The sequence below is a fragment of the Bradyrhizobium sp. 134 genome, assembly GCF_023074155.1.
Taxonomy (GTDB): Bacteria; Pseudomonadota; Alphaproteobacteria; order Rhizobiales; family Xanthobacteraceae; genus Bradyrhizobium.
In genome coordinates this window covers 1-21,547 of sequence record NZ_JADPKX010000080.1, presented here as the reverse complement: position 1 = coordinate 21,547, position 21,547 = coordinate 1, and the positions used below count along the sequence as shown (strand labels likewise).

Annotated in this window: 24 protein-coding genes and 8 pseudogenes; 12 read left to right on the top strand and 20 right to left on the bottom strand. The window is 60.5% G+C overall.

Translation table 11 applies throughout. The features are described from left to right. Positions 1-186: 186 nt before the first annotated feature. Positions 187-867 (bottom strand): lytic transglycosylase domain-containing protein, encoded by a 681-nt coding sequence (locus IVA75_RS34780; RefSeq protein WP_247287484.1) that lies wholly within the window; start codon positions 865-867, stop codon positions 187-189. On the opposite strand from IVA75_RS34780, the gene IVA75_RS34775 reads away from it, so the two are divergent. After that, on the top strand, positions 866-1,915 hold the full coding sequence (locus IVA75_RS34775; protein ID WP_247287486.1) for an IS110 family transposase: 1,050 nt from the start codon (positions 866-868) through the stop codon (positions 1,913-1,915). The two genes, IVA75_RS34780 and IVA75_RS34775, sit on opposite strands and share 2 nt — an antisense overlap. A gap of 503 nt (positions 1,916-2,418) precedes the next feature. On the opposite strand, the gene IVA75_RS34770 is transcribed toward IVA75_RS34775, so the two are convergent. Beyond that, positions 2,419-2,931, bottom strand: a complete 513-nt coding sequence (locus tag IVA75_RS34770; protein WP_247287483.1) for a S26 family signal peptidase — start codon at positions 2,929-2,931, stop codon at positions 2,419-2,421. Beyond that, on the bottom strand, positions 2,928-3,392 hold the full coding sequence (locus IVA75_RS34765; protein ID WP_247287482.1) for a DUF2840 domain-containing protein: 465 nt from the start codon (positions 3,390-3,392) through the stop codon (positions 2,928-2,930). The genes IVA75_RS34770 and IVA75_RS34765 overlap by 4 nt, the downstream gene beginning before the upstream one ends. A gap of 278 nt (positions 3,393-3,670) precedes the next feature. On the opposite strand from IVA75_RS34765, the pseudogene IVA75_RS34760 reads away from it, so the two are divergent. Further along, a pseudogene (locus IVA75_RS34760) lies at positions 3,671-4,719 on the top strand (IS110 family transposase). A gap of 587 nt (positions 4,720-5,306) precedes the next feature. On the opposite strand, the pseudogene IVA75_RS34755 reads toward IVA75_RS34760, so the two are convergent. From IVA75_RS34755 to IVA75_RS34735, 5 genes and pseudogenes are all read right to left on the bottom strand, one after another. Continuing rightward, positions 5,307-6,149, bottom strand: a pseudogene (locus IVA75_RS34755) (replication initiator protein A). Positions 6,150-6,171: 22 nt separating this feature from the next. Then, on the bottom strand, positions 6,172-6,453 hold the full coding sequence (locus IVA75_RS34750; protein ID WP_247287481.1) for a helix-turn-helix domain-containing protein: 282 nt from the start codon (positions 6,451-6,453) through the stop codon (positions 6,172-6,174). A 133-nt stretch (positions 6,454-6,586) separates the two neighbouring features. Continuing rightward, positions 6,587-7,027, bottom strand: a complete 441-nt coding sequence (locus IVA75_RS34745) for a DUF2285 domain-containing protein (protein ID WP_247287480.1) — start codon at positions 7,025-7,027, stop codon at positions 6,587-6,589. A gap of 136 nt (positions 7,028-7,163) precedes the next feature. Then, positions 7,164-7,358 carry a DUF6499 domain-containing protein gene (locus tag IVA75_RS34740; protein ID WP_247287479.1) on the bottom strand — a complete coding sequence of 65 codons (195 nt, stop codon included), beginning with the start codon at positions 7,356-7,358 and terminating at the stop codon, positions 7,164-7,166. A gap of 164 nt (positions 7,359-7,522) precedes the next feature. Continuing rightward, positions 7,523-7,795 (bottom strand): DUF2285 domain-containing protein, encoded by a 273-nt coding sequence (locus tag IVA75_RS34735; RefSeq protein ID WP_247287478.1) that lies wholly within the window; start codon positions 7,793-7,795, stop codon positions 7,523-7,525. A gap of 148 nt (positions 7,796-7,943) precedes the next feature. On the opposite strand from IVA75_RS34735, the pseudogene IVA75_RS34730 reads away from it, so the two are divergent. Further along, positions 7,944-8,194 (top strand): annotated as a pseudogene (locus IVA75_RS34730) (helix-turn-helix transcriptional regulator). Positions 8,195-8,297: 103 nt separating this feature from the next. Here IVA75_RS34730 and IVA75_RS34725 read toward each other — a convergent pair. After that, entirely contained in the window at positions 8,298-8,618 is a 321-nt protein-coding gene (locus tag IVA75_RS34725) for a DUF736 domain-containing protein (RefSeq protein ID WP_027562526.1), read from the bottom strand. Positions 8,619-9,015: 397 nt separating this feature from the next. On the opposite strand from IVA75_RS34725, the pseudogene IVA75_RS34720 reads away from it, so the two are divergent. Beyond that, positions 9,016-9,133 (top strand): annotated as a pseudogene (locus IVA75_RS34720) (DUF736 family protein); the annotation flags it as partial. Positions 9,134-9,171: 38 nt separating this feature from the next. Here IVA75_RS34720 and IVA75_RS34715 read toward each other — a convergent pair. The 3 genes and pseudogenes from IVA75_RS34715 to IVA75_RS34705 all read right to left on the bottom strand — a co-directional run. Next, the gene (locus IVA75_RS34715) at positions 9,172-9,654 is read right to left on the bottom strand and encodes a hypothetical protein (protein WP_247287476.1); all 483 of its coding nucleotides are present in this window, start codon (positions 9,652-9,654) and stop codon (positions 9,172-9,174) included. Between the two features lie 136 nt (positions 9,655-9,790). Further along, positions 9,791-10,714, bottom strand: a complete 924-nt coding sequence (locus tag IVA75_RS34710; RefSeq protein WP_247287475.1) for a DUF2493 domain-containing protein — start codon at positions 10,712-10,714, stop codon at positions 9,791-9,793. 341 nt (positions 10,715-11,055) lie between these two features. After that, positions 11,056-11,466 (bottom strand): annotated as a pseudogene (locus IVA75_RS34705) (toprim domain-containing protein); the annotation flags it as partial. A 327-nt stretch (positions 11,467-11,793) separates the two neighbouring features. Here IVA75_RS34705 and IVA75_RS34700 point away from each other — a divergent pair. Then, a complete protein-coding gene (locus tag IVA75_RS34700; RefSeq protein WP_247287485.1) occupies positions 11,794-12,519 on the top strand; it encodes an SOS response-associated peptidase family protein in 726 nt (241 codons plus the stop codon). A gap of 65 nt (positions 12,520-12,584) precedes the next feature. Here IVA75_RS34700 and IVA75_RS34695 read toward each other — a convergent pair whose 3' ends face one another. Together IVA75_RS34695 and IVA75_RS34690 are read right to left on the bottom strand one after the other, a co-directional pair. After that, positions 12,585-13,508: a tetratricopeptide repeat protein gene (locus IVA75_RS34695; RefSeq protein ID WP_247287474.1), complete on the bottom strand. Its 924-nt coding sequence runs from the start codon at positions 13,506-13,508 to the stop codon at positions 12,585-12,587. A gap of 48 nt (positions 13,509-13,556) precedes the next feature. Continuing rightward, positions 13,557-14,351 carry a hypothetical protein gene (locus tag IVA75_RS34690; RefSeq protein WP_247287473.1) on the bottom strand — a complete coding sequence of 265 codons (795 nt, stop codon included), beginning with the start codon at positions 14,349-14,351 and terminating at the stop codon, positions 13,557-13,559. Between IVA75_RS34690 and IVA75_RS34685 the strand changes: the two genes are divergently transcribed. After that, a complete protein-coding gene (locus tag IVA75_RS34685; RefSeq protein ID WP_247287472.1) occupies positions 14,346-14,705 on the top strand; it encodes a hypothetical protein in 360 nt (119 codons plus the stop codon). The two genes, IVA75_RS34690 and IVA75_RS34685, sit on opposite strands and share 6 nt — an antisense overlap. Here the strand turns inward: IVA75_RS34685 and IVA75_RS34680 are convergent, their stop codons facing one another. After that, positions 14,706-14,948 carry a hypothetical protein gene (locus tag IVA75_RS34680; RefSeq protein ID WP_247287471.1) on the bottom strand — a complete coding sequence of 81 codons (243 nt, stop codon included), beginning with the start codon at positions 14,946-14,948 and terminating at the stop codon, positions 14,706-14,708. Positions 14,949-14,973: 25 nt separating this feature from the next. On the opposite strand from IVA75_RS34680, the gene IVA75_RS34675 reads away from it, so the two are divergent. Further along, complete coding sequence (locus IVA75_RS34675) at positions 14,974-15,462, top strand: hypothetical protein (RefSeq protein WP_247287470.1); 489 nt, start codon at positions 14,974-14,976, stop codon at positions 15,460-15,462. Between the two features lie 108 nt (positions 15,463-15,570). On the opposite strand, the gene IVA75_RS34670 is transcribed toward IVA75_RS34675, so the two are convergent. Continuing rightward, entirely contained in the window at positions 15,571-16,056 is a 486-nt protein-coding gene (locus IVA75_RS34670) for a hypothetical protein (protein WP_247287469.1), read from the bottom strand. Further along, the gene (locus IVA75_RS34665) at positions 16,020-16,460 is read right to left on the bottom strand and encodes a hypothetical protein (protein WP_247287468.1); all 441 of its coding nucleotides are present in this window, start codon (positions 16,458-16,460) and stop codon (positions 16,020-16,022) included. Before IVA75_RS34665 ends, IVA75_RS34670 begins: the two co-directional genes overlap by 37 nt. A gap of 131 nt (positions 16,461-16,591) precedes the next feature. Here IVA75_RS34665 and IVA75_RS34660 point away from each other — a divergent pair. From IVA75_RS34660 to IVA75_RS34650, 3 genes and pseudogenes are all read left to right on the top strand, one after another. Next, positions 16,592-16,773: pseudogene (locus IVA75_RS34660) on the top strand (hypothetical protein); the annotation flags it as partial. A gap of 270 nt (positions 16,774-17,043) precedes the next feature. Further along, positions 17,044-17,544 (top strand): hypothetical protein, encoded by a 501-nt coding sequence (locus IVA75_RS34655; RefSeq protein WP_247287467.1) that lies wholly within the window; start codon positions 17,044-17,046, stop codon positions 17,542-17,544. An 850-nt stretch (positions 17,545-18,394) separates the two neighbouring features. Then, positions 18,395-18,622 carry a DUF2130 domain-containing protein gene (locus IVA75_RS34650; RefSeq protein WP_247287466.1) on the top strand — a complete coding sequence of 76 codons (228 nt, stop codon included), beginning with the start codon at positions 18,395-18,397 and terminating at the stop codon, positions 18,620-18,622. Positions 18,623-18,740: 118 nt separating this feature from the next. Here IVA75_RS34650 and IVA75_RS40400 read toward each other — a convergent pair. Beyond that, positions 18,741-18,932: pseudogene (locus IVA75_RS40400) on the bottom strand (hypothetical protein); the annotation flags it as partial. On the opposite strand from IVA75_RS40400, the pseudogene IVA75_RS34640 reads away from it, so the two are divergent. Further along, positions 18,920-19,069, top strand: a pseudogene (locus tag IVA75_RS34640) (DUF2130 domain-containing protein); the annotation flags it as partial. The pseudogenes IVA75_RS40400 and IVA75_RS34640 sit on opposite strands and share 13 nt — an antisense overlap. 141 nt (positions 19,070-19,210) lie before the next feature. On the opposite strand, the gene IVA75_RS34635 reads toward IVA75_RS34640, so the two are convergent. Next, complete coding sequence (locus IVA75_RS34635) at positions 19,211-19,471, bottom strand: hypothetical protein (RefSeq protein WP_247287465.1); 261 nt, start codon at positions 19,469-19,471, stop codon at positions 19,211-19,213. A 398-nt stretch (positions 19,472-19,869) separates the two neighbouring features. On the opposite strand from IVA75_RS34635, the gene IVA75_RS34630 reads away from it, so the two are divergent. Next, positions 19,870-21,216, top strand: a complete 1,347-nt coding sequence (locus IVA75_RS34630; protein ID WP_247287464.1) for a hypothetical protein — start codon at positions 19,870-19,872, stop codon at positions 21,214-21,216. On the opposite strand, the gene IVA75_RS34625 is transcribed toward IVA75_RS34630, so the two are convergent. Next, positions 21,213-21,547: DUF736 family protein (locus IVA75_RS34625; RefSeq protein WP_247287463.1), on the bottom strand; the 335-nt coding region annotated here is incomplete at its 5' end. The two genes, IVA75_RS34630 and IVA75_RS34625, sit on opposite strands and share 4 nt — an antisense overlap.

Here is a 21,547-nt window from a genome sequence, read left to right as displayed (position 1 = left end):
CTCCCGCGTTGCTGAGCCGGTGCAGTGTGCGCAATATTCATCGCGCAGACCATCTGCTCCGCCGCCGCAAGTTCTGCAGGAGACCGATTACGGGCGGCCGTCCTGCCGTCGAGTTTGCCCACTGCTCTCCCCCTTCCGCCAATTGCTCGCTGAAGCACGCCATGACTTGCGAACCCGCCCACCTGGTCATTGCGATGCTCCCGAATCCGATTGAGGGACAAACATGCCAATAGGCTGGGGGACCATGGGCGAAACATCGCGCACTGACATTGCAGTTTTGCCGCTGCTCGAAGGCATGAGCGTCGGCGGCCGATCGCGTGTTTTCATCAGATCGGATCGCGAGACGAACAACGTTGCAGCTGTCGATAACTGCCGGCCGGCGGTCCACGTCGGAGGCAACTCGATGCCAAGCAGAGTTGCAAGCTTGGCTACGTACGCTTGCGTCTCGTCTGGCAATGGGCCGCCCGCGAGATGCTCTTCGTAACGAGATGGTCCCGCATTGTACGCGGCAAACATGCCAGGCGAGCCATAGCGATCGAGCAATTCGCGCAGATACGCCGTGCCGGCCAGAATGTTGTCGTGCGGGTCGTAAGGATCGCCACCGAGTTTATAGCGTTCGCGAAGTTCTACCCAGGTCGCCGGCATGATCTGCATCAGGCCCATTGCGCCTGTAGGCGATCTGGCATGCACGTCTCCAGCGCTTTCGATGTCGATGACTGCAACGATCCAGTTCACCGGCACCGCAAAGCGCTTTGAAGCATCATCCATGAAGCCTGCAAAAGAGTTAGCGGCCTGATGGATCGCCGGAGGGGCGGCTAATCCGCCCTCAGCCAAAACAGCACTGTCGAGCGCGGTCAGGAGAAACATCAGGGGCACGACAGCCCAAACGCGCGCGCCCGATCGAGCCAAGTCGCTTGAAGAAACCAAAGCTTGCGTTGTCGACGAAACCGGTCAACCGCTCTGGCGAGGATGTTGTGCATCGACGCCAGACGAAATCGAGAAACTTGTCTGCAAGCACGCGCCAAATGCTATGCGGGTCGGCCTCGAGACCGGAATGCTTTCCGTGTGGCTCTTCCACGAACTTAAGAAGCGCCGAGTGCCAATTATCTGCATCGACGCCCCTCATGCCAAGGCAGCGTTGTCGCTTCAGATTAACAAAACTGATGCCAACGACGCGCAAGGGATCGCACAGGTCGTTCGCGTTGGCTGGTACCGGCAAGTGCTGGTCAAGAGTATGGATACCTACGCAATCCGCGCGATGATCAGCGCACGCGCCCAGCTCGTCAGCACGGCCTTGAAGATCAAGAATACGGTCCGCGGACTGCTGAAGACTTTCGGTTTGATCCTCAAGATCGGAAGTCAGCGGCGATACATCCAAATTGCCCGGTCGGCGATCCAGGACAATCCGGTGCTGTTGACCATTGTCGAACCAATGTTGATTGCTCTCGGTACCTTGCAGGAGCAAATCGCAGTCTTCGACCGCGCGCTTTGCCGGCGGGCATCGGCCGATCCGATCGCCAAGCGTCTCATGACTGCCCCTGGCGTCGGCGTAATTGTTGCGCTTTCGTACATAGGAACGGTCGAAGATCCACACCGGTTCAAGCGCTCGCGAACCGTCGCTGCATATCTCGGGCTTACTCCTCGGACATTCCAGTCGGGTGAAACCGACAGGGCTGGAGCTATCTCGCGTGCTGGCGACCCAGCTATGCGAACCTTGCTTTACGAGGCTGCTTGCGTCGTGCTGCGCCGCTGCTCTCGACCCTCTCCACTCCAGGAATGGGGACGCGCATTGATCGAACGATTGGGTAGCAAACGGGCAATGGTCGCAGCTGCGAGGAAACTGGCGGTCATGCTGCATCACATGTGGCGTGACGGGACGCCATTCCAGTGGGGTGCCCGCGCCGCGATCGCCTAATAGGTACAAACAACATGGAGATCCGCTGTCAGCGATGGCGGTGAGAGGTCCCTGCCGGGACGAGCGCCGGCGGCCGCGCCATTCCTCCTGCGGCTGCAGAAATGCAGACCGCGCTCGGGACATAGCGGCGCCGACCTTCTGACGCATAAATGCAGCCGTTGAGCCAATCGGACTGCGAAGAGAACCATGGACTCGGCAGCGACTGACACTATGGACAGCAGCTTGGCATAGGATCGAAACTGGCGGAACAGTTTGTTTGTTTGGCCCAGCGAGCTCAAGCCTGGCGCTTTGCGCCCCCGCCTTCGGCGGCTCCGGGCTTGACCTCGCCGTGCCAAACAAACTTTTGCTCGCCATCGGTTCGACGGAAAGAACTAGCATCTTTGGGTGTGCTGAGAATGGGAAAGAAAGGGCTTGCATGATGGGCCGCGATTAGAGAACGGGGGAATGGTCCCGCGATCGATCGAACAGAGGAATGACGAGCTGACCACTTGAGACAAGCACGTTCACTCCTCCCAGGTCCACACCGGGAACGCACGGCCGATCACGGCCGACGCCGGGAGAAATCCAAAATATCGGCCGTCAAGAGAGTCGTCCGACTGCCAGTTCATGAGAAACAGCTCGCCGTCGCCGACAACGCGGCAGCCCTGCCATTTCGGCAGCGGCCGGCCGCGTCCATCGCGATCCCGCGCCTGGCCGACCGCGATGGTATCGACCGAAAGCGTGAGCCCGCTTCTGCAAACCGTCTGCCCGGGCAGTGCCAGCACGCGCTTGAGCATCGGGACGCCGACAGGCAAATAGCCGTTCAGGTCGAGGAAGGTCGCAAGCGGCTCCGGCGGCTGCACGGCGACCAGCTCAGTGACTTGGAAGTGGTCCGCCGGTCGCAGGCGATAGAGACCGATCGGCACGCTCGCGGATGCATTCCAGATGTAGAGCGGAAGCGGCTCCAGAGCGATTGTCGCGACGAGCGCAGCAGCGACTCCAAACGTCGAAGTCAACGTCTTCATGCGACCTGTCATCGTATCACCCTCTGCCGGTGAAGCCAGGCCTGATGCCGCGCCTTCGTGTAGGGACGCGGGTGTTCATTGACGGACAGGCGGCTATGAACATGATGCCAATGATCAGGCGCGACGTCAGCGGGATCGATGCCGAGTGCCTCAACGGCATCGGTCAGCTGCAGCACGCGCTCGACTTTCGGCCAGCCTGACAGGCGCAGCAGAATCTCTCCGCCGGGTGTCACATAAGGTACGGTCGAGCAGCGCTGTCCAGGCGCGACCGTGCGCAAGATGTCGATCCGTGAGATGATCGTGCCAAAGTCGTTAGAGGTCCAACGGACGAAGGCAAAGATGCTGCTGGGTGCAAATGACAGAACACGCCGGTGACGATCAAGCTTGCGTCCCTTGACGATGCGACCGAACCGAATGCGGTTTTCGATCCGCTTCTCGAGCCACAACACTTCCACTTCGGTGAGATCGCTCATGCCGCCGCTCCCTGAAGCTGGAACGGGCAACCGTGAGCTCGAGGCTCGGTGGAGATCGCGTGCGGCTTGCGAAGGCAAGCAGGACTGACGGAACCCTGTTGCCGGACGCCTCCAATGCGGCTTTCCGCCTGGTCCGTTAGAAGAAATCCGAAGGATTTCTGGTTAGCCGGGGTACTGACCGGTGCCCCCTCGCCGGCCGTGCTGCTGCGAAAATGCTTCACAGCGATTCGCGAACGGAACGCGCGGTGCGTGCCGGCGATCGGCGGTGGAGGCGCATGATGGACTTCTATGCAGGGCTCGACGTGTCGCTGGAGGCGACCAACATTTGCATGGTGGACGGTGACGGCAAGGTGGTCCGGGAAGCGAAACTCGAGACCGATCCGGATGCGATCGAGCTGTTCCTGGCGGAATGGGGAATCCCCCTCAAGCGCGTCGGGCTGGAGGCCTTCTCGTACAGCGCCTGGCTGTTCACGGCGCTTGCCGAAAAGGGCCTGCCCGTGATCTGCATCGAAACCCGCCATGCCAAGGCGGCGCTGAACGCCATGCTGAACAAGACCGATCGGAACGACGCCAAAGGCATTGCGCAGATGATGCGGACCGGCTGGTTCCGCGCGGTGCACGTCAAGTCGGAAGGCGCGCAAACGCTGCGCGCGCTGCTGGTCGGGCGCAAGGCGATGCTCGGCAAGGTGCTGGACATGGAGAACATGATCCGCGGCCTGTTGCGCCCGTTCGGCCTCAAGGTCGGCGAGATCTCGGTCGGCCGTTTTGATGCGCGGGTGCGCGAGATCATGGCCGGAAAGAAGGAACTGGAAGCCATTGTCGCGCCGCTGCTGGACGCCCGCAACGCGATGCGGCTGCAGTTGGCAAAACTGCACCGCCTGGCGCTGACGGCGGCGCGCAGCGACAGCGCGGTGCGACGGATGATGACGGTGCCCGGCGTCGGCGCACTCGTGGCGCTGACGTTTCGTGCGACCGTTGACGATCCGGCGCGATTCAGGAAGTCGACCAATGTCGGCGCCCATTTCGGGCTGACGCCGCGGCGCTATCAATCCGGCCAGACCGACCGGATCGGCAGCATCTCCAATGCGGCGATGAGCTGACGCGGGCGATGCTGTATGAGGCAGCGATCGCGATCCTCACGCGCATTCCGAAGAACTTCAAGCTGCGGCTGTGGGGGCTGCGGCTGGCCAGGAAGAAGGGTCTGAAGCGCGCGGCGACCGCGGTGGCGCGAGCGCTCGCGGTGCTGCTGCACAAGATCTGGATCGATGGCACCACGTTCCGGTTTGGCGCCGGCGGCAAGCGCGGCCGGGTCGCTGCGGCGATGTAAGGGCCTCCGCGACCCGGCCGCTTCCACGCGCGCCTTCTCCTTCCGCCACGGCGGAGCGGCGTCTCCCGAGGAGACGGGGATTTGGGTGAGATCGCAACTTTTCTTGCCGGCGGCTTCATAACGACATTTGAAGCCATCACGCACGGCGCTGGTTAGCCTGACCGCCCTTTCCTCAGATTCCGGCTTGTGGTGGCCATCGTGCCAACCACGGATGTTATCGAGTTCTCCTCGACGAGCGAGTGGCCGCAAAAGGACGTGACGCGCACCAGGCGATGATGTCGACGCCAACGATCGCGAAGATTTGCGCGCGATCGCGTTCGCGCGCGCAGATTGGAGATAACAATCGTATTGCAGCGAAGTTTTGCGCGTGACAGAGTGAGCACATGAGGCATCCTCGTTGCACGCGCAGCCGACTTGTTCACAACTTACTGATTCACAACAAGAAGTTAGTGTCAGTATGTTAGTAAAGTTAGAGCGGCGAGAAGGTGCGCAGAAACAAGCTCTTAGTCTCGTTTTCGGTCCCCAATAGCACGAGGATCGGGTCCCCGATCGCACGAGGGTTGCGGTCCCCGATAGCACGAGCTGATTCACAGGTTGTCCTCCGAACTTGGAACGAGACCGCGCCGCGCAGGCGTTGCGTTAAGGGATCGACAGGCTTAGGCGCGAAGTTCAGCCGCTCGGTACCGTTCGGATCGCGCGCGAGCACGAGCTGATAACCGGGCAATGCCTGGCGCTGGACGATCTGACGCACGTCGTAAGCAAAGTGCTTGAGCGGCGAGAGGATGCCGGACTTGGCATGCAGGTGCACAAGGTCAAAGCTCCAGCCGCCATCCTGGCGACCGCCGTGCTTGCGTACGAGACGGTAAAGCCACCGCTCGAGTCCGCCCGTCAGATCGAAATAAGCGCGATCGATCGTCAGCACGAGCGCGTCATCAACGACGCCAGCATAGAACCAATGGGGCAGGATCAGTTCGAGCCCGAACGGCCGGGCATTTGCATCGGCCGTCTCCTTCCACTCGTTGATCCAGGAGAAACGATGCCGGCGCCGTTCTGTCGTCTGGCGGATCGATGTCATCACAGTCGTTGACTGAAGTCTGTCGAGACCTGCCTTCAGCCGGTCATAGTCACGCACGCTGGTGCAGCCATCAGGCGCGACGTCTTCAAGCCGGCATCACGCGCTTCGATGATCTGGGATGCAGCCCAGATCAGAACGTCTGCATCCCAGATGGTTGCCATGCCGTGTTCCGGCACGGCTTCGACACAAATCGCGATCGTACCAGCACGGAATTCGATCGGCGCGACCCGCTTGGTCTTCGCCAGCGAAAAGAACGAATAAGCCATCAGATCCTGCGCGTCGCGCGTGCGAGATCACCGGGCAGCGCCCGAAAGAGCTCCAACCGGTCGCGCTCGGAATGTTGTCTTCGCCGCATGGTCACTGCTCTCTCGCGACGGTCAGCGACGTTCCTGGCCAGCATACGGGCGCAGTACCGGATGCTTCTTGGCCGGCAGCACGGTCCCCTTCCCGGGGTCAGACGTCGAAGTCTTGGCGCCGAGATCGGCCCACGCTTTCAGATCGTCTATGGCGTAGACGACACGTCCGCCGATCTTCCGATACGTCGGCCCGGTGCCGTACGTGCGGTGCTTCTCGAGCGTACGACCGGAGAGGCCGAGGTAACGCGCGGCTTCCGGTGTACGCAGGAAGCGAGGGGGAAGTCCGGCCATGGCATCGGGCATTTGAGAACTCCAAGGTGACAGCGCACCGCGGATGGCGGCGTCGGCGTGTGTGCGGTCATCATGGAGAAGCGCGATGTCGGAGGGGGATGCGGAATGTTGGGGGTATGATTTTCGATACCCCTCGGCCGAGGAGCTATTCGTCCCTGCGGCCGGGCCGCAGAAGTTTGCGGTAACCCCCGCGTACCAACGCGAGGCCGCCTTTCACCAGGCGGACCGTTCGATTGCGCAAATCGTGCGTCTTCCAGGCGCGTTCAGGGATGCGCTTTTTGCCGAACAGCGCTTCGGCCACGGTGAGATAGCTACCGCCGGCGCGGCGAGCATCGAGCGCACGGATGGCGGAGCCCAGACGTTCGCGCCGCTGTTTAGATAGTTTGTGAAATGCAGGTCCGGGCGCACGTCCATTCATCGCGCGCCACAGCCGTCGGGCTGCATACGCGCGAGCTTCCAAATCGCCGTCAAACGGCAATTCGGCTGCGTATGACGCGCCGAGCACCGGCGGTTCTTTGGACCAGACACGGTGCTCCACCGCGCCGATGCGCAGCACGGCGTGCCAGCCGTCGGCGGTGCGCCGCACCTCACCTGCTGTGAGGTCGAGCAGCGGTTGAGACGCTGAACTGCGATCGGTGGCCGAGGCGACCGTGACTGGAACGACCGCGGCTAGAACTTCAGGCGCCCCAAAGATGGTCTGCTCATCGAAGGACCGCTGAGGGTCATGGGCGAAAGCAGATGCCCCACCTCCTCCTGAACTCGGCGGTCGCTTGGCCATCTGGGCTACTGGCGATCATCGCTTCGTAGTCGCGTCGATAGTCCGCGTTGCGGCGAAGACATTCCCAGGCGATGTCCGCGATTTCAGCGTCTTGTAGGCTCCTGTATGAATCCGGCGACCGCCAGTCGAATTCAGGCATTGCTTCCGTCCCATTGCACTCAGCTAACAACGATTGCGGCGCAATAGGTATGAACGAGACGGTTGTAGGAAGCCCCTAGTTTGGCACCACGTGGTGCATGAAAATGACCACGAGTAAGCGAGAGAAGATTATTCGCTCGGCCAAATTTGGCGCGACAATTTCTTCTATTTGGAGCCATCTCCACGCAATAGACGGCCCTGCTCGGTCAGCCACTTAGCGCGCGCCAGGTGACTCTGGTATGCGCGGCGCGCACGACCCCGTTCGCGCTCCGGATCCATATGCAGCACGACCCGAGCCACTTCTGTCCAGTCAGCCCCTTCGCTCTCAGCCTGCAGAAGGCGCATATAGGTCACCAGGTGCTGCTCGTCATAGACCGTCAGAATCTGGTCGGTGGGCGCAGCGTCGGCGACATCGGGATCGAGTGGCGGCTTCCTCATAAGACTCCACGCCTTAGATTAGACAACTTCTAACACGCAGGCCGGAAGAGGCAGAAGCGCTAAAATCTTCTCACGGGCCCCGACCTGATCGCGTTTTGTCGAGAATACTCCGTGGTGAAATACTCTTCAAGGACATGCCCTCTCGCGTATGGATATACGCGAGATACTTGCAATCAATTTGCGGAAGCTGCGACAAGCCCGCGGCTTGTCGCAGGAGGAATTGGCTCACAGAGCCGAAATTGACCGCACCTATATCAGCGCACCGAGCGAAGCGTCTATGCGGCGGGCATCGATGTTGTCGATCGGCTGGCTCGTAGCTTGGGTGTCGAGGCAGCGGACCTGCTTGCTCGGCCGCCCACAACAAGCGCCAAGCGAAAGACTCGAGGCCAGGGCGAGTAGTTGACGTGGCCGGCTCGATTCGGCGGCGACGGCTTCGCTCTGCCCGATGCTCTAAGAAAGAGAGCCCCGCCCGGCGAGCCGGACGGGGCTTGGTGGAGCGATCTTACTCGCCGCTCTTGCGAGGCCGCGACCAGAGGAGCGTGTAGCCCTCGCCGCCTTCGTCGTCGAACAGGTTCGCATAGATCGGCGCGTTGAACGAAGGATCGTCGAGCTTGAGCGAGAGGTAATCGCGGCCCTCTTCGGAGCGCTTCGACCAGGCTGCGCCGATCTCGGCGCGTCCCACGTAGATGCGGTGGCTGGGAGCGTTGTCGTTGGATCGGTTGGTCTCGGCGACGATACGGACGCCCTTGGCTTGCAGGCTCAGGGTGACGATCTCGCCCTGGAAATCGTTGCCGACCTTCTTGAAAGAACCGATGTTAGCCATGTCACTTCTCCTGTTGTGTTTCGAGCCCGCGACCACCGCGGCCTCGATGGCGATCTAGAGGCCGAGGGCGATCGACGACGCACCCGCTCGCGGGCCGGAGCGCAGCGGAGGACGCCGTTGTTGCGACTTTCTTGCCTCGCGAGGAATGGGCGTAAGCCCAGGGGAAGAAAGTCGCATTAACGGCGTTGCGGCTTAGGCGATCGAGGCGAAGCCGGTCTTCGGCCAGATCAAGCCATCAAAGAGGCCACGTGCGTCCGCGTGCTGAACCGCAATCTCAAGGAGAAGACTTGGCGAATCTCGGTTGAGCTGCACAAGAAGTCGGTACGGTTCGGCGCAGAAAGAGAAACAATCTGCCGCAAAGGGCGGTATCGCCCCGGAAGAAATCATCGAGCGCCGCGCGCCGCTCCACCGCAGCAATGTGGACCGGGCGGAGATTGGGGACTTGGTCAAAGCGCTACGAGGAAAAGCGGGGTTACCTCTCGCTCAAGCTCGATGATCCCTCGTTCAACGTGCCGCCCTGTAACCTTGCTCGACCGATGATGGCGACGAAAGGTCATCGCTCATGCGTTGCTGCTGTGAGCACCGGTCGAGGCATATTCTCCGCCACCCCGGCCGGTTCGAACGGACGGATCTCCGCGAAAACGGTCAAGCGCGTCCATGCCGTGCCGCCGATGCAAACCGCACCCAAGCAAGCGAAGGCCTCGCGCCAAGCCAGCGAAGGCACCCCGATCTGCGACATCGCGAACACCACATGATAGCCAGCGATAGCCGCGGGGACGGCGAATGCGGCTGCGATCAGGATGCGCAAGGTCCGGGACCGACAGACCGCGACGGCGACCTGAGCGACAGCGAGCGTCAGTGCGCCGGAGGCCAATCCGATAAGCAGCGCGCCGACGACGCCGGCGCCGCCATGAAATTGCAGCATCCCGACGCTAAGCGCGACGAAAAACGGCATGGCATACACAGCAAGCGCAAAGATCGCCCAGCAGAACAAGCCAATGCCGAGTGTGTTGAGAACAAGCCCAAGGGCGAGCATGGTGGTGGCTCCATGTGCATAGATGTACCAGTCGCGCCTTCCACCACCACCGCGGCGCGGCTTCGGACCTAATATCGAATCGAGGCGGAGTTGCGGCACGCAACTCCACCATGTCTTGAAGTACGCAAGACGGTGCTCATGCGCCGCCGAACTTCCAGACGGGGATGCCGAACCGCTTCGCCTTGTCGGCGAGGTTGTCCTGGATTCCCGTGCCCGGGAAGTGCATGACGCCAATCGGAAGCAATTCGAGCATGGCGTCGTTGCGCTTGAACGGCGCAGCTTTGGCATGCTTGGTCCAGTCCGGCTTGAAGGCGATCTGCGGTACCTTGCGATTGATCGCCCATTTGGAGGCAATGAGTTCGGAGCCTTTCGGTGAGCCGCCATGGAGCAGGACCATGTCGGGATGCTTGGTGTGAACCTTGTCGAGGCGATCCCAGATGAGGTGGTGATCGTTAAAGTCGAGCCCGCCGGTGAGTGCGATCTTCGGGCCTGATGGCAGCATGACCTCGGTCTCGGCGCGGCGTTTTGCTGCGATGAAGTCGCGGGAGTCGATCATTGCCGCGGTGAGCGTGCGGTGATTGACCAATGACCCCGACCGAGGACGCCAGGCCGAGCCGGTGTGGACCTCAAATCGCTCGATGGCCTGATCGCGGAAGAGCTCCAGGCAGTTGCGGCGCTCGATCAGCGTGATGCCTTCAGCCGTGAGGCGCTCGAGTTCGACCGTTCGTACTTCGGAGCCGTTCTGCTCGCGCTGGCTCTTGTGCTGCGCCTGCTCGTTGTCGTCGAGCTGGCGTTCGATGCGATCGACGGCACGATGGAACAAGTTGACGGTCGACCAGAGCAGATCGTCAAGGTCCGGCTCGAGCCGCGTGTCGTTCAGGGTCGCAACCAGGGCGTCGAAGATATCGGCCACGGCACCCGAGATCATCTTGCCTTCGGGAAGCGGTCTCGGATCAGGCTGGTCGTCGAAGGGACGGCAGCCGAAGAGCTGTAGTTCGGTGAGGACATGGTCGGTCGGAGAAGACGCGTGCGGCGGTTCGACGTCGTCATGGTTGGTCATGGAAGGAGGCCCTTTGCCGGATTTGGCCGCGCCCTTCGCGGCCTTCGTGGCGATCACTCAGACGGCGGGCGGAACGGGCCAGAACCCGAAGGGCCGAAGCGGCAGCGTAGGATGGCGGAGGCTGGCTATTTTGCTTCGCGATGCAAAGCGCCGCTGGCTAGACATATGACATATGATGTGTGTTTCAATTGCAGGCGCGCGGCGGAAAATAGCCGGACGCAGCCATTGCCGACCCGGGCCGCTTGCCGTCCGATCGCCCCCTAGAAGGCCGAGGTCGCGTCCTCTTCCGGTATTGGCCTCGCCTATGATCGATCTATCACGGTCGATCGAACCGTTGTGACCTATTCCGCGGACACCGTCGACGAATGCAGGAAGCGGACGACATCCTCAGGCACGAGGTGAATCCGCAAGGCCGCTCGGAGACCGTCAAGACCGAAGACGTGCAGATCTTCGTTGAAATCGCCGAGCCGTGGCGACAACGTGATCGCTTCAATGCCGGCGTCTGTTGCGCGCTGGGTCAGAACGGCGAGCACCGTATCACCAGCGGCATCGGCATCGCGGGCGATATAGAGCCGCCGCAGGCCAGACGGCAGCAACATGGCAGCGAGGTGATTGGCGGAAAGCGCAGCGACCATCGGCAGGGTCGGCAGCACGTAGCGCAGCGACAACATGGTCTCGATGCCCTCGCCGGCGGCGAGCACGTCGTCCACCACGCCAAAACGAACGGCGTTGCCGAGAAGGTCGCCAATCGCGGCTTGGCGCTTGATGATATCGGGCGGCGTGTACAACCAGCCGGTAGTCGCCATGCCGACTTGATCTGAAATCGCCCCGCGAGCAAGGTTGCTCGGCGGATTGCCCACGAACTTGCAGGACGCAGTAGATGGAAGGACCGATCGGTCGATACGCGCGAGCTTCCGAAGATTACACTGGCACCACGAGTGTCGCCCATGTGCTTGGAGCGTGCGTAGCGAACACCATCTCGGCCAGCGGACTTTGTCCGCGCAAACAGGCCGGACATCTGATAGCAAGCGATCTGGCCAGAAGTCTGCTACAATCCTGACAAGTGGGGGGCCGTCCACATCTGCAATCTCTATTCGATCACGACTAACCAGGCCGCGATCAGCGCGCTTTTTCGCGTCGTGAACCGACACGTGGGCAATCTGGCACCGATGCCCGGCGTATTTCCGGACTACCAGGCGCCGATGGTGCGCAACGGAACCGAGGGCCGCGAGCTCGCCACGGCGCGGTGGGGAATGCCATCGTCATCGAAGGCACTCATGGACGCCACCAAGAAGCGGGCCGAAAAGCTGCAGGCCAAGGGCAAGCCGGTCGATTTCAAGGAATTGCTCAGAATGGAACCGGACGGCGGCACGACCAACATCCGCAACGTCAAGAGCAAGCACTGGACGCGATGGCTGGGAACCGAAAATCGCTGCGTGGTGCCGTTCAACTCTTTCAGCGAGTTCAACAAGGCCGAAGGCGGCGACATATGGTTCGCGCTCGATGAGACCCGTCCCCTCGCCTGCTTCGCCGGTATCTGGACCAACTGGACGTCCGTCCGAAAGGCCAAGGAAGGTGAGACGACCAACGACCTCTACGCGTTCCTCACGACGGAGCCAAACACCGAGGTCGCCGCCATCCATCCGAAGGCGATGCCCGTGATCCTAACGACGCCGGACGAGGTAGAGACCTGGATGACGGCACCTCCGGATGAGGCCTTGAAGCTACAGCGGCCGCTTCCTGACAGCAGCCTCCGAGTCGTCGCCCGCGGCGTCAAGGAAGACTCGATCGGGCCGCCAACATAATCACGCCGTGTGGCCGAGCCCGACTGCGATTGCCCACACTGAACGGGATCTAAGGCGGGCTGTTGCTAAACGACCTTGCGCAAAGCGTCGGCCCTGCGTTTCACGCCGACCTTGGGATCAAGTGACAGCGCTTCGTCGTAGCAGGCGAGTGCCTCCCTGAGGTCGGCGAGCGCCTCGAGGCAGGTGCCGCGCGATCGCAACAGCCGCGCCCGAGTGCGATTATCGTCGGCGCGAAGTTTGCCGAGCGCGATGTCGATCGCGGGCAACACTTGGTTGGCAAGTTCTGGGCTCAGCTTGCCATCCATCTCTGCGATTAGGGTCTCGATGACGAAGATGTTGCCTTGCATGAGACCGAATGCCAGCCACTTCATCCGGTCGACGAACGCGCCCCCGAAGTCGCAATCGAACGCGCCGCCATCGTGGTAGAGAAGGCGGATGTGCCTGGTTTCGGGAAAGAATGCATAGTTCTTGGCCCATCCCGATTCCGGCTGGAAACCGCCAATCTCGCGGCCAACCTGTAGATCGAACACGGTGAGCCGGTTGCCATCGGCACCCGGCGCGTTCGCCGTCTGGCAGGCCGCGAAATGACCATCGGCCGAGACGCCGTTGTTGAAAAGGTTAGCCATGAAACGGCGTGACACCAACGTCTTCCCATTGACGTCGAACGCGTGGAAGGTCCCGCTAAGTGTCTCCGACGCGCCCCAGTCATTGAGAATGAAAACGCCGCCATCGGTCACCACCCCATCATTGGGGCGCGGCATCCGGCCCTCGACGATCACCCGTTTGCCGTCGAGCAGGAGATAACGCCCGATCCGCGACTGATCGGGGCCTCCATCGGCCCAGGCCAGCGTGAACCGCCCGTTCGGCGAGCGCGCGCGCAGCCCGATGAAATCATGCGAGGCGATATGGATCGTGTTGCCGAGGTCGAACTCCTCTTCGTCCGCGTCATCGCGCGGCGCATCCTTCGATCCGGTCAGCCAGTTCCACATGCCCATGCCTTGAGATAGTAGGGCGAGCCCTGCCCCGCGGGTAAGCCCTCACGCGGTCTGCGGCTCGGCCGAGACGAGGTGCCGGATCACGTTCGACAGGAATAAATAAAGACTGACCAGGCCCTGGCGCGCTTCTGCCACAGTGACCTCAGCATGGACCCCCTTGGAGGCGAGATCGTTGAGCCGACGGAAGAAGACGTCCAGATGGTCGAGCTCGGCCATCAGCAGGTCCCGCGCGCTGGAATTGCGCAGCTTGACCCGCATGAATTCCTGCAGCCGGTTGAGGTATTGCTGATCGCCGAGCTTGCGTTGCTGCCCATCCGCACAGGTGACCGGATCCTCGCTCGTGACCGGCCAGAACAGATCGGCAGCCGCCTTCATCGCGCGACGCACCTCGGTCAGCACGAGCGCACAATCCTCGCCATCCTTCGAGGTGGCCAGTTGGCTTGCCTTGATCAGCTTCTGCACGACGTCATCGGACCGGCCCTTGAAGTAATTGTGCACTTCCCCCTGTACGCTGTGCAGGAAGTTGTCGTGTTGCCGTCCTGCTTCGAGCTGGCGTTCGATCTCCAGCGCGTAGTTGAGGCAGCGGGTCTTGAGACGGGCCTTGATCGTATGCAGCCCGGCAAGCCGCGTGCGCACGATCCCTTTCTGCTCCATGGCGCTGGCCGTGAACTCCGCCATGTCGTACTGCGACAGGCCGGGTGGTGGCACGAGGTCGGCCAGCGTGTCCTGCCAACGCTTGATCTCGGACTCGATCTCGCCCGCCGCGGCCATCAGGACGTTGGCCCGGTCGCCCTCAGCCTTGCTTGTATCTGGATCGACGCCCTCGATCGTGTGCAACTCGAGGAAACGCTCCAGCGACCGCTCGAAGATGAATTTCTTGGCCTCATCGTTGAGGTGCCGCGTCTCCGTAAAGAGCGCCCGCGCGATCTCGTTCTTGCTGGGGTAAAGCTCGCGAAGGAAGATGGCGGCGAACAAGAAATCCTTGCTTGCCCGCGCGACGCGCAGACAAGCCATGACCGCGTTTTCAACGCGGTCATTCTCGATATGGTCGTGCACGCGTTCGAGCGCGGCAGAAAAGTCCATGGCATCACGAAGACTGGTGACGAATCTTCATATGATCGCACGGATCAGGCTCCGGCGCGACATTTTCGAGCACTGACAGGGCATCCGCGGTCGCAGGGTTTGTTCTAGCTATTCCTCGTCCCCGTGACGCACGGCGGCAATGTCGTAAAGCTCGGCCAACCACGCCGCGACGGCTTCGTCGCGTTCGTCCCGTGATCCCGTGGGCAGCTCCACAGCAATCTGCCGCTCGTCGACCTGGATCGGTTGGCTGATCTGGTGACGGCCGATCCCGAGGCGCTTCCCGCGCAGACCGACGCCGCCCATGATCACGCGCAACGGCGTGCCGGTGCCGTAACCGTTGGACAGTGTCACGAAATTTTCCAGCACGCGACCGAAAATGTTTTGCACGTTCGTGGATCAGATCGTCGCCCTGGTGATGAACGAACATCTCCGTGGTCACGGCCCAGAACTCACCGTTTGGAAAGACTTGCGTGAACGCGCGCGGCTCGGTCGCCGTGCCGTGCGGCTCATAGGTGATGGCGCCATGGGCGTTGCGGTCGCCGACTCCCATATAGAGATTGCGGAGGAGATCGACGCGCCGGTTCAGGACGTCATCGTAAAGCGGGGTGAGCTTGAGCGGTGCAGCGCGTGCCCGAACCGGCATCAGGCGGAGATAGAGCGCCTGGCGCTGGCTGAAACGGTAATCGATCGCATCCGGCGACGGCGCATGATTCTGCGCCAGGATCTCGCCCGGTTGGAAGAACACGGCCTTGGTGAAGGTCGTGGGCGTAGGGACATGCTCCGGCGCCGCGGCCGCGGCCACGGTGAGATAGGGGCGGAGCGCCGCAACGAACTGGGCCTTGAGCTTGTCGCGCTCCGCCCCTGATCTCGGCCTTGGAAGCGCCGGGCGCGAGGGTGTAGCTCAGCGGCCAGGATTTTTGCCGCAGATCGAACGGCAGCGCATCACCATCGCCGTAATGAAGGTTCTGCACCATCAGCACGCGCCGCGCGCCGCGCGCCGGTGCGCATGCCCGTATTCGATCGCGACGTTGGAATTGATGAGCTTCTTGCCGTCGGGTGTCTCGCCGACAAGGGTCACGTCGGCCAGGAAAACATCGGCCTTCTCGATCTTCTCGAAGATCGTTGCCGCAAGATCCGGGCTTCCCGGCACGCCCTGCCGGTCTGAGTCCATCGCAAGGCGCGACGCGGCCTCGCGCTCGACGGGCTCGAGCAGTTCTTGGCCGGTCTTCAGCGTTTGAATGGCTTCGCGCAACGCGTCGCGCACGAAGAAGCGGCCGATCTCCTTTGGGATGCATTCCTGTAAGACGCTCTGGATGCGCTCGATCACCTGATCATCGAAGGTCAGAATGCCGACGGGAATGGGAAACGCACGGGCTGCTTCCACCGGTAAGTGGATGCAAATGGCCGCGATCAGACCTGGAATCAACAATATTTCGAGTCCCGGCGGGATGGTCGCCACGTCATGTCCGGAGACGACGAGGTCGAACGCCTCGCGAAGATGGTTTGGCGGCCTTCCCGCCACAAGGCTATCGAGCGAAGCGCCTCATCCTCCGAGCTCTGCTGATCGTCCACCCCGAGCCGATCCGTTATCTGATCCAGCATGACCGGCAGCGCGCGTGTGGTACCCCAGGCGGCAATTTGCGGCACTAACCAGACACAGGACTTGGGCCGAGCCTTGCGCAAATCGGCTGCATTCCTGAGCGTGTCCATGATCTTGCGGAAGTTCGCATTGGTGAAGAGAGAGCCGGCAACGACGTCGGTGTAGGTCGGAGCCGAAGGAATGTCGGCATTCGCTTTCGTGCCCAGACTCCGTCTCAGCAGGAGGCTCGGGCTTATCTCGCCGCCGCGGGCGAACGACGCCATGAACTCAGGTGCGACGTCGCTCAGGAGGTTGAAGCCGATCGCATCTCCCGGATGCTTGTCTCGCGAAAGACCGGCAAGAAAAGTTGCGCAACTTTCTAGGACCTCTCCTCGGTCCTCAATCTCGTACCCTCATTGACGGCGAATGGGTGATCGCACCTGATGGTGCCGTTGCCGTTGTCACACAACCAAACCGCTTCGGCCGCACAATGGTCAGAGGCATTACAGAGACGGCCATCCGCGCGTCCGATGCTTCATGCCTGGAATCATGACGTGGCGCGCTGTATGCGAACGTCCGCAACGGGCCAAAACCTGAAACCGCAGTGTGTATGAGCAATAACTTGTCATCGGCACTGCCAGTTTTCGGCGTAGGTTGGTACATCCGAAGTTGTTTACAACGCTACGATGCGGCGCAACGTAATTCCGCGTCCAGCCCTGTTAAATTGATTGTCAGTCAACGCGTCCGTGGGCCACCATAATCGGTCTCACTAGGCTGTAGGTTCGGGGGTAAGCCAGGCGCGTACCGGATCATCCTCCCATCTCTGCTGAACCAGAACAAACCTCGTCAAGGAAAGGGAAGAATCGCATGTCTGCAATCAGAATTGCGATAATCCTCAGTCTGATGACCCCGGTATTTACCGGGAAGGTAGCGGCACAAAATGTCGGGCAGTCTGATTTATGTGCTCTAGAAGCGCGGTCCACAGCAACAATGGCCGCAGCAAATGCTCAAACTCAAGCGGAAGAAAATCCTCTGAGAAGAAGTGAGCTTGGTCAAGCAGCGAATAAGATCGCAAATGACGTCATTAGGGCTCGTTTGGATTTCTTTGGCACAAAGTACAGTGGGACAATTTTTATTATGGTCAGCCCGCGCTCTCCCGCGATCGATCAGGGCGGAACAATGTATTGGATAAAGGTCGTTGCCCTTAAGAATAAGATCGGTGCAGACGGGGATGCACAGGCGACGACACCCCGTTCACAGCGGCCGCAGCTTGACAGCCCCCAAGGGCCGATTGGTGGGAAAAGTTGCAGTGGGCCCTGTTCTTATTGCGATACACGCACAGGTGTTTGCCTGGTTGATCAAAACTAGCTGAAAAAGTTGCGATTCCGGGATGATATGTTGCGAAGTACGCGTCGTTAATCGCCGCTCGAATCGCTCCTCCGACTGCGAGTCCGTAGTGTACTCCCGGAGGACCGAGTTGCCCTTGGGTCGGCTTATCTCCTCAAGGCAGACATAGCGGCCCTGCGAAGGTTGGCGACGGGCCCAAGAGCCAGAAGTCGGAGTGCAGAGCCCGCCCACGAGTGCCTTACACTTTGTTCTCGGTCCAGGTTTGCTCACTGCACTGGCACTTGAACATGCGAACGATCCCACCGGTGTCGGGATTGAGCATCTTCACCGCGAGGGCCGGCTTCCGGCCACAGTGATTGCAGGGCTTGGTTGGATTCGGTTGATAGCTGGAGAAGACTCGTTCTTGAAATCGCGGTCCAACTGTACTGCACCGGCGTGCGAGAATGACTAAGTGCCAAACAAAGTGGACATTTGTTCCGAAGTCCGATTTTAGGACGGTCCCCAATTCAGCTTAGCAGGCTCCCGGTGTTTGCCCGTGAGGCGATGACTTCCAGTCTCGGCATAAGCGGACGTTGGTCAGATCGGCCGGCATGCCTCAACGAGCCATAAGCGGGCGATGCTGGCCGCCTAATTGCAATCGGCCACAGACTGCGCGGGCTCACCTCTTGAGCCGCCGGGCGTTGGCGGTCGCTCTAAAACCAATTGCGCCCAGTTAAAGTCTTCTATGCCCATATCGGATTACGCGGCAGAAGAAGTAGAAGGTAACTGCCAAGACATCTGAGCGGAAGGGGCCGCGACGGCCCGGAAACATGCAGCCGGCGCGTCCCTTAAGGCCAGGCCTTCCCGGAAGTACAAGACCGAGCTTGCGCTTATGAAGGCTCAGAATATCGACATCACCCAGTTTGAAAGCCAGCTGGAAAAATTTAAGACGGCATTCTCGAAGAACTACGATCTTGCTTCCAAGCACTTCCTAACCGCGATCGCTGAGATCGATAAGTCCATCGATCACCTGCAGAAGACCAAGGATGTGCCGCTTTCATCGACGTCGGCATGGGTCTCGAGCTCGACGATGGCTCGCTTGGCGGCATCCTGCGGGTGACCGCAAGCACGCCGGCGAAGCGGGATCACGTGCGGCAGCGGCGCCTTTGGCTCGTCGCGCGGTCGAGACTTCGACAACCGAGTACGATCGAACCGGATCTCTCCGACTGGAGGGTAGGATAACGGCCCCGACTGGACTCCCAGTCGGCATCGGACACTATGTATCCATCGGCATCGGTACAGCACTTTCCAAATTCGCTCTGCAAGCTTTCAAACCACGACTACAGCGGAGACTGGTCGTACCGGCCGTCGTCACGTGCAAGTACTGGTGTCAGTAGCAACGCTGACTGTAGACTGCATCCTGGTCTCACTGCTTGAACCCGACAACGAACTCTACAATACCGGCATCGTCGATGTCTTTCACCGTTACCCTAAAATGTATGTCATCCGGCCCCAGTTCTTCCTGCCGATGATTACGCTGTTGCGGAACGCGGCCATCAACTCGCTGAACCGCGCCGCTCCGGGACGCTCTACGGGCTTCCCTACGGCGTGCCCCTTCGATACCCGGCTAATACTTGGTCGGAGCGACCGAACGCGGCGGCAAATTCGTCTAAGTTATTGAAAAAATTGGCGAGCCATTCAGAATATCTTATATCATTGAAATATCTATATAATTTATGACCGTTATTGAGTTTCCGTCGCTGTATGGCCACTTTGTGCCATGAGCAGCAGCATCCGGAACCGTTCGGAAGCGATGTCCGCTATTGTCCGGATTTTGTTGAAAAACTCTCCCGTTGAAGCGGTGCACCTTGGCTGATTCAATCGCGGTATCGGCGGAGGCTGAATCGATGATGGTCCAAAGCAGACTGATCAGGCGGCTCTGTTCTACGAGTTCTTGCTGGAGCGCCACGTTCTGGCCCCTCATTCTCTGAGGAACATCGACGTAAGAAAGTCGTCGGCATAGCGGCAGTAGCGGAGCCTTTTGAAGTTGGGGTCCATCGGATCGACGGAAGGCACTTTCCGTCTCTCCTTGTTGATGGCTTTGATCTCCGCAAATGCAGCATCGATGGGCGTAGGGATATCCTCTTCGAGGTGTCCCGCGCTACCCTACCGAGACGCATCCGCGGCTCGGTTTACGAGAGCCCGCCCGGCACCGGCCGGACGCGCCATAAAAGTGAAGACATCGATAAAAGATAATCCGTCCGCGCATCGCAAGGCTTGGCATGTGCCTGAATGCACCTGTCACATTTTCGCAGCGCGCCGCATGGGATTCGACAACTTTTAGATGTATTGGTATGGATGGGTATGATGATGAGCACGCCCATTTGGATGCCCTCCGTTTCCACCGATCTCGGTGATGCCTTCAGTCGCCATCTGGCTTTGTTCCGAGGGCAACGAGCTTATGCGCTCGGCGGTATCGAGCTGGACTGGCTCAATGCCCTTCGGGATCGCGCTCTGCGGCGGCGCGAGCAGCCGCTTGTCGATAGCACTGACAAGATGCTCGTCTTGCTTGCGCACCCTTCGGCGAATCCTTCTTTCAAAACGGAATTCGAAACGACGTTCGCTGCGGCGTGGCGTTCAGCCTATCCTCTCAGCGCATTGTTCCAGGACGAGCGCCGCTTTCTCAGCGGCACAACGATGGACTACACGCTTAACTGTATCGACCCCGGCCAGGTGCGCGCGATCGAAGACGCCGCTCTGGCGGACCCCTCGATGCAGACCTTTGTGCAGGACATGATAACAAAATTGACAGCGACATCGGCGCAGCCGCGCTACGGCGTCTATCGCGGTGTCTTTGATATTTATTCAGAGGCGCTCGTGTGCCTTTTCCTTCGCGTGCGCACCGGAGGAAGGCTGACGATCACAAAGATACCTGAGACGAAACTGGCGGGGCCTGACTTCGAATGCTCGCTTGATGTGGAGATTAACGGCAAAACAGAGACGCTTGCGTTTTTTATCGAAGTCAAATCGCTCGATATCGTCCATGCGCCACAGCGCCTCCCCGAAATGCTCGATGAGGGCATGGAGGTGCAGATCGACGTGGATCGTCAGATCGCGGACGGCCAGCGCGTGGCGGTGGGAGTCGGAGAGATTGCGCCGCACCGCCCCTATGGGAACGATCCCGATTACGATCCAAGATCGGTGAGAGGAACGATCGAAACCCTCATTGAGAAGGCCGCCGGAAACTTCAAGAATACACAGTTCAAGCGTGGGCCGACTTTTGCGCTGGCGAACATACTCCGCTTGCCAAGGCCAGAAAGCGGAACCGGCACGCTGGCACCATTCTACTATGATCGGGCAATGGGCGGCGCTTGCGTGAGCGGCGTTCTTTGGAATATGGCGTTTGGAGAAGTCGGCGCACCCATCCACAGGACACCTGATTTCGAAGGAAAAGGTACAGCGGATAGAACGCTAAAACGGGCGGGAATTCTGGTCGACCCGTCTCTTGGGCTTGAGACCCCCGGCCTTATCGTTCTTCACTACGATCAACGGGCCTACCGCTTCGACGGCTTCTACGATCCGCACTGGACGTCAAAAGAGTGGGTCTGGAGCGATGTCCAGGTGGAGGCAGTGCTGTATGCGCTTTGCGGCGAATACAACGACCGAAGCAATGGGCATGCGCATGAGTACGCCATGAACCGCGACCGCACTTAACGCTTCGGCTTATTCCCGGGCTCTTCGAGATAGCGCGGCGGCAATCCATTCACGAGACTGCTCACGACACGGCCGATTTCATAGGTGCCGACTTTCTCGAAACGCCCCTCGATCGGCTCGACCCAGAAACGCGCCGCCATCGAAGCCGGGAAGCTCGGGTCGTCTAGCTTGACCGACGGGTAGTCACGGCCGCTCTGCTCGGAGTGCTTCTGCCAGGCCGCGCCCAGCTCGAGAGCTATCGCCCAAAGTTGGTGACGGCGGGAATCGGAAAGGCGGCATATCGTGGGGGTGCTTGACGCCTCCACTTCTCCACCGAAGGAGCGATATGCCG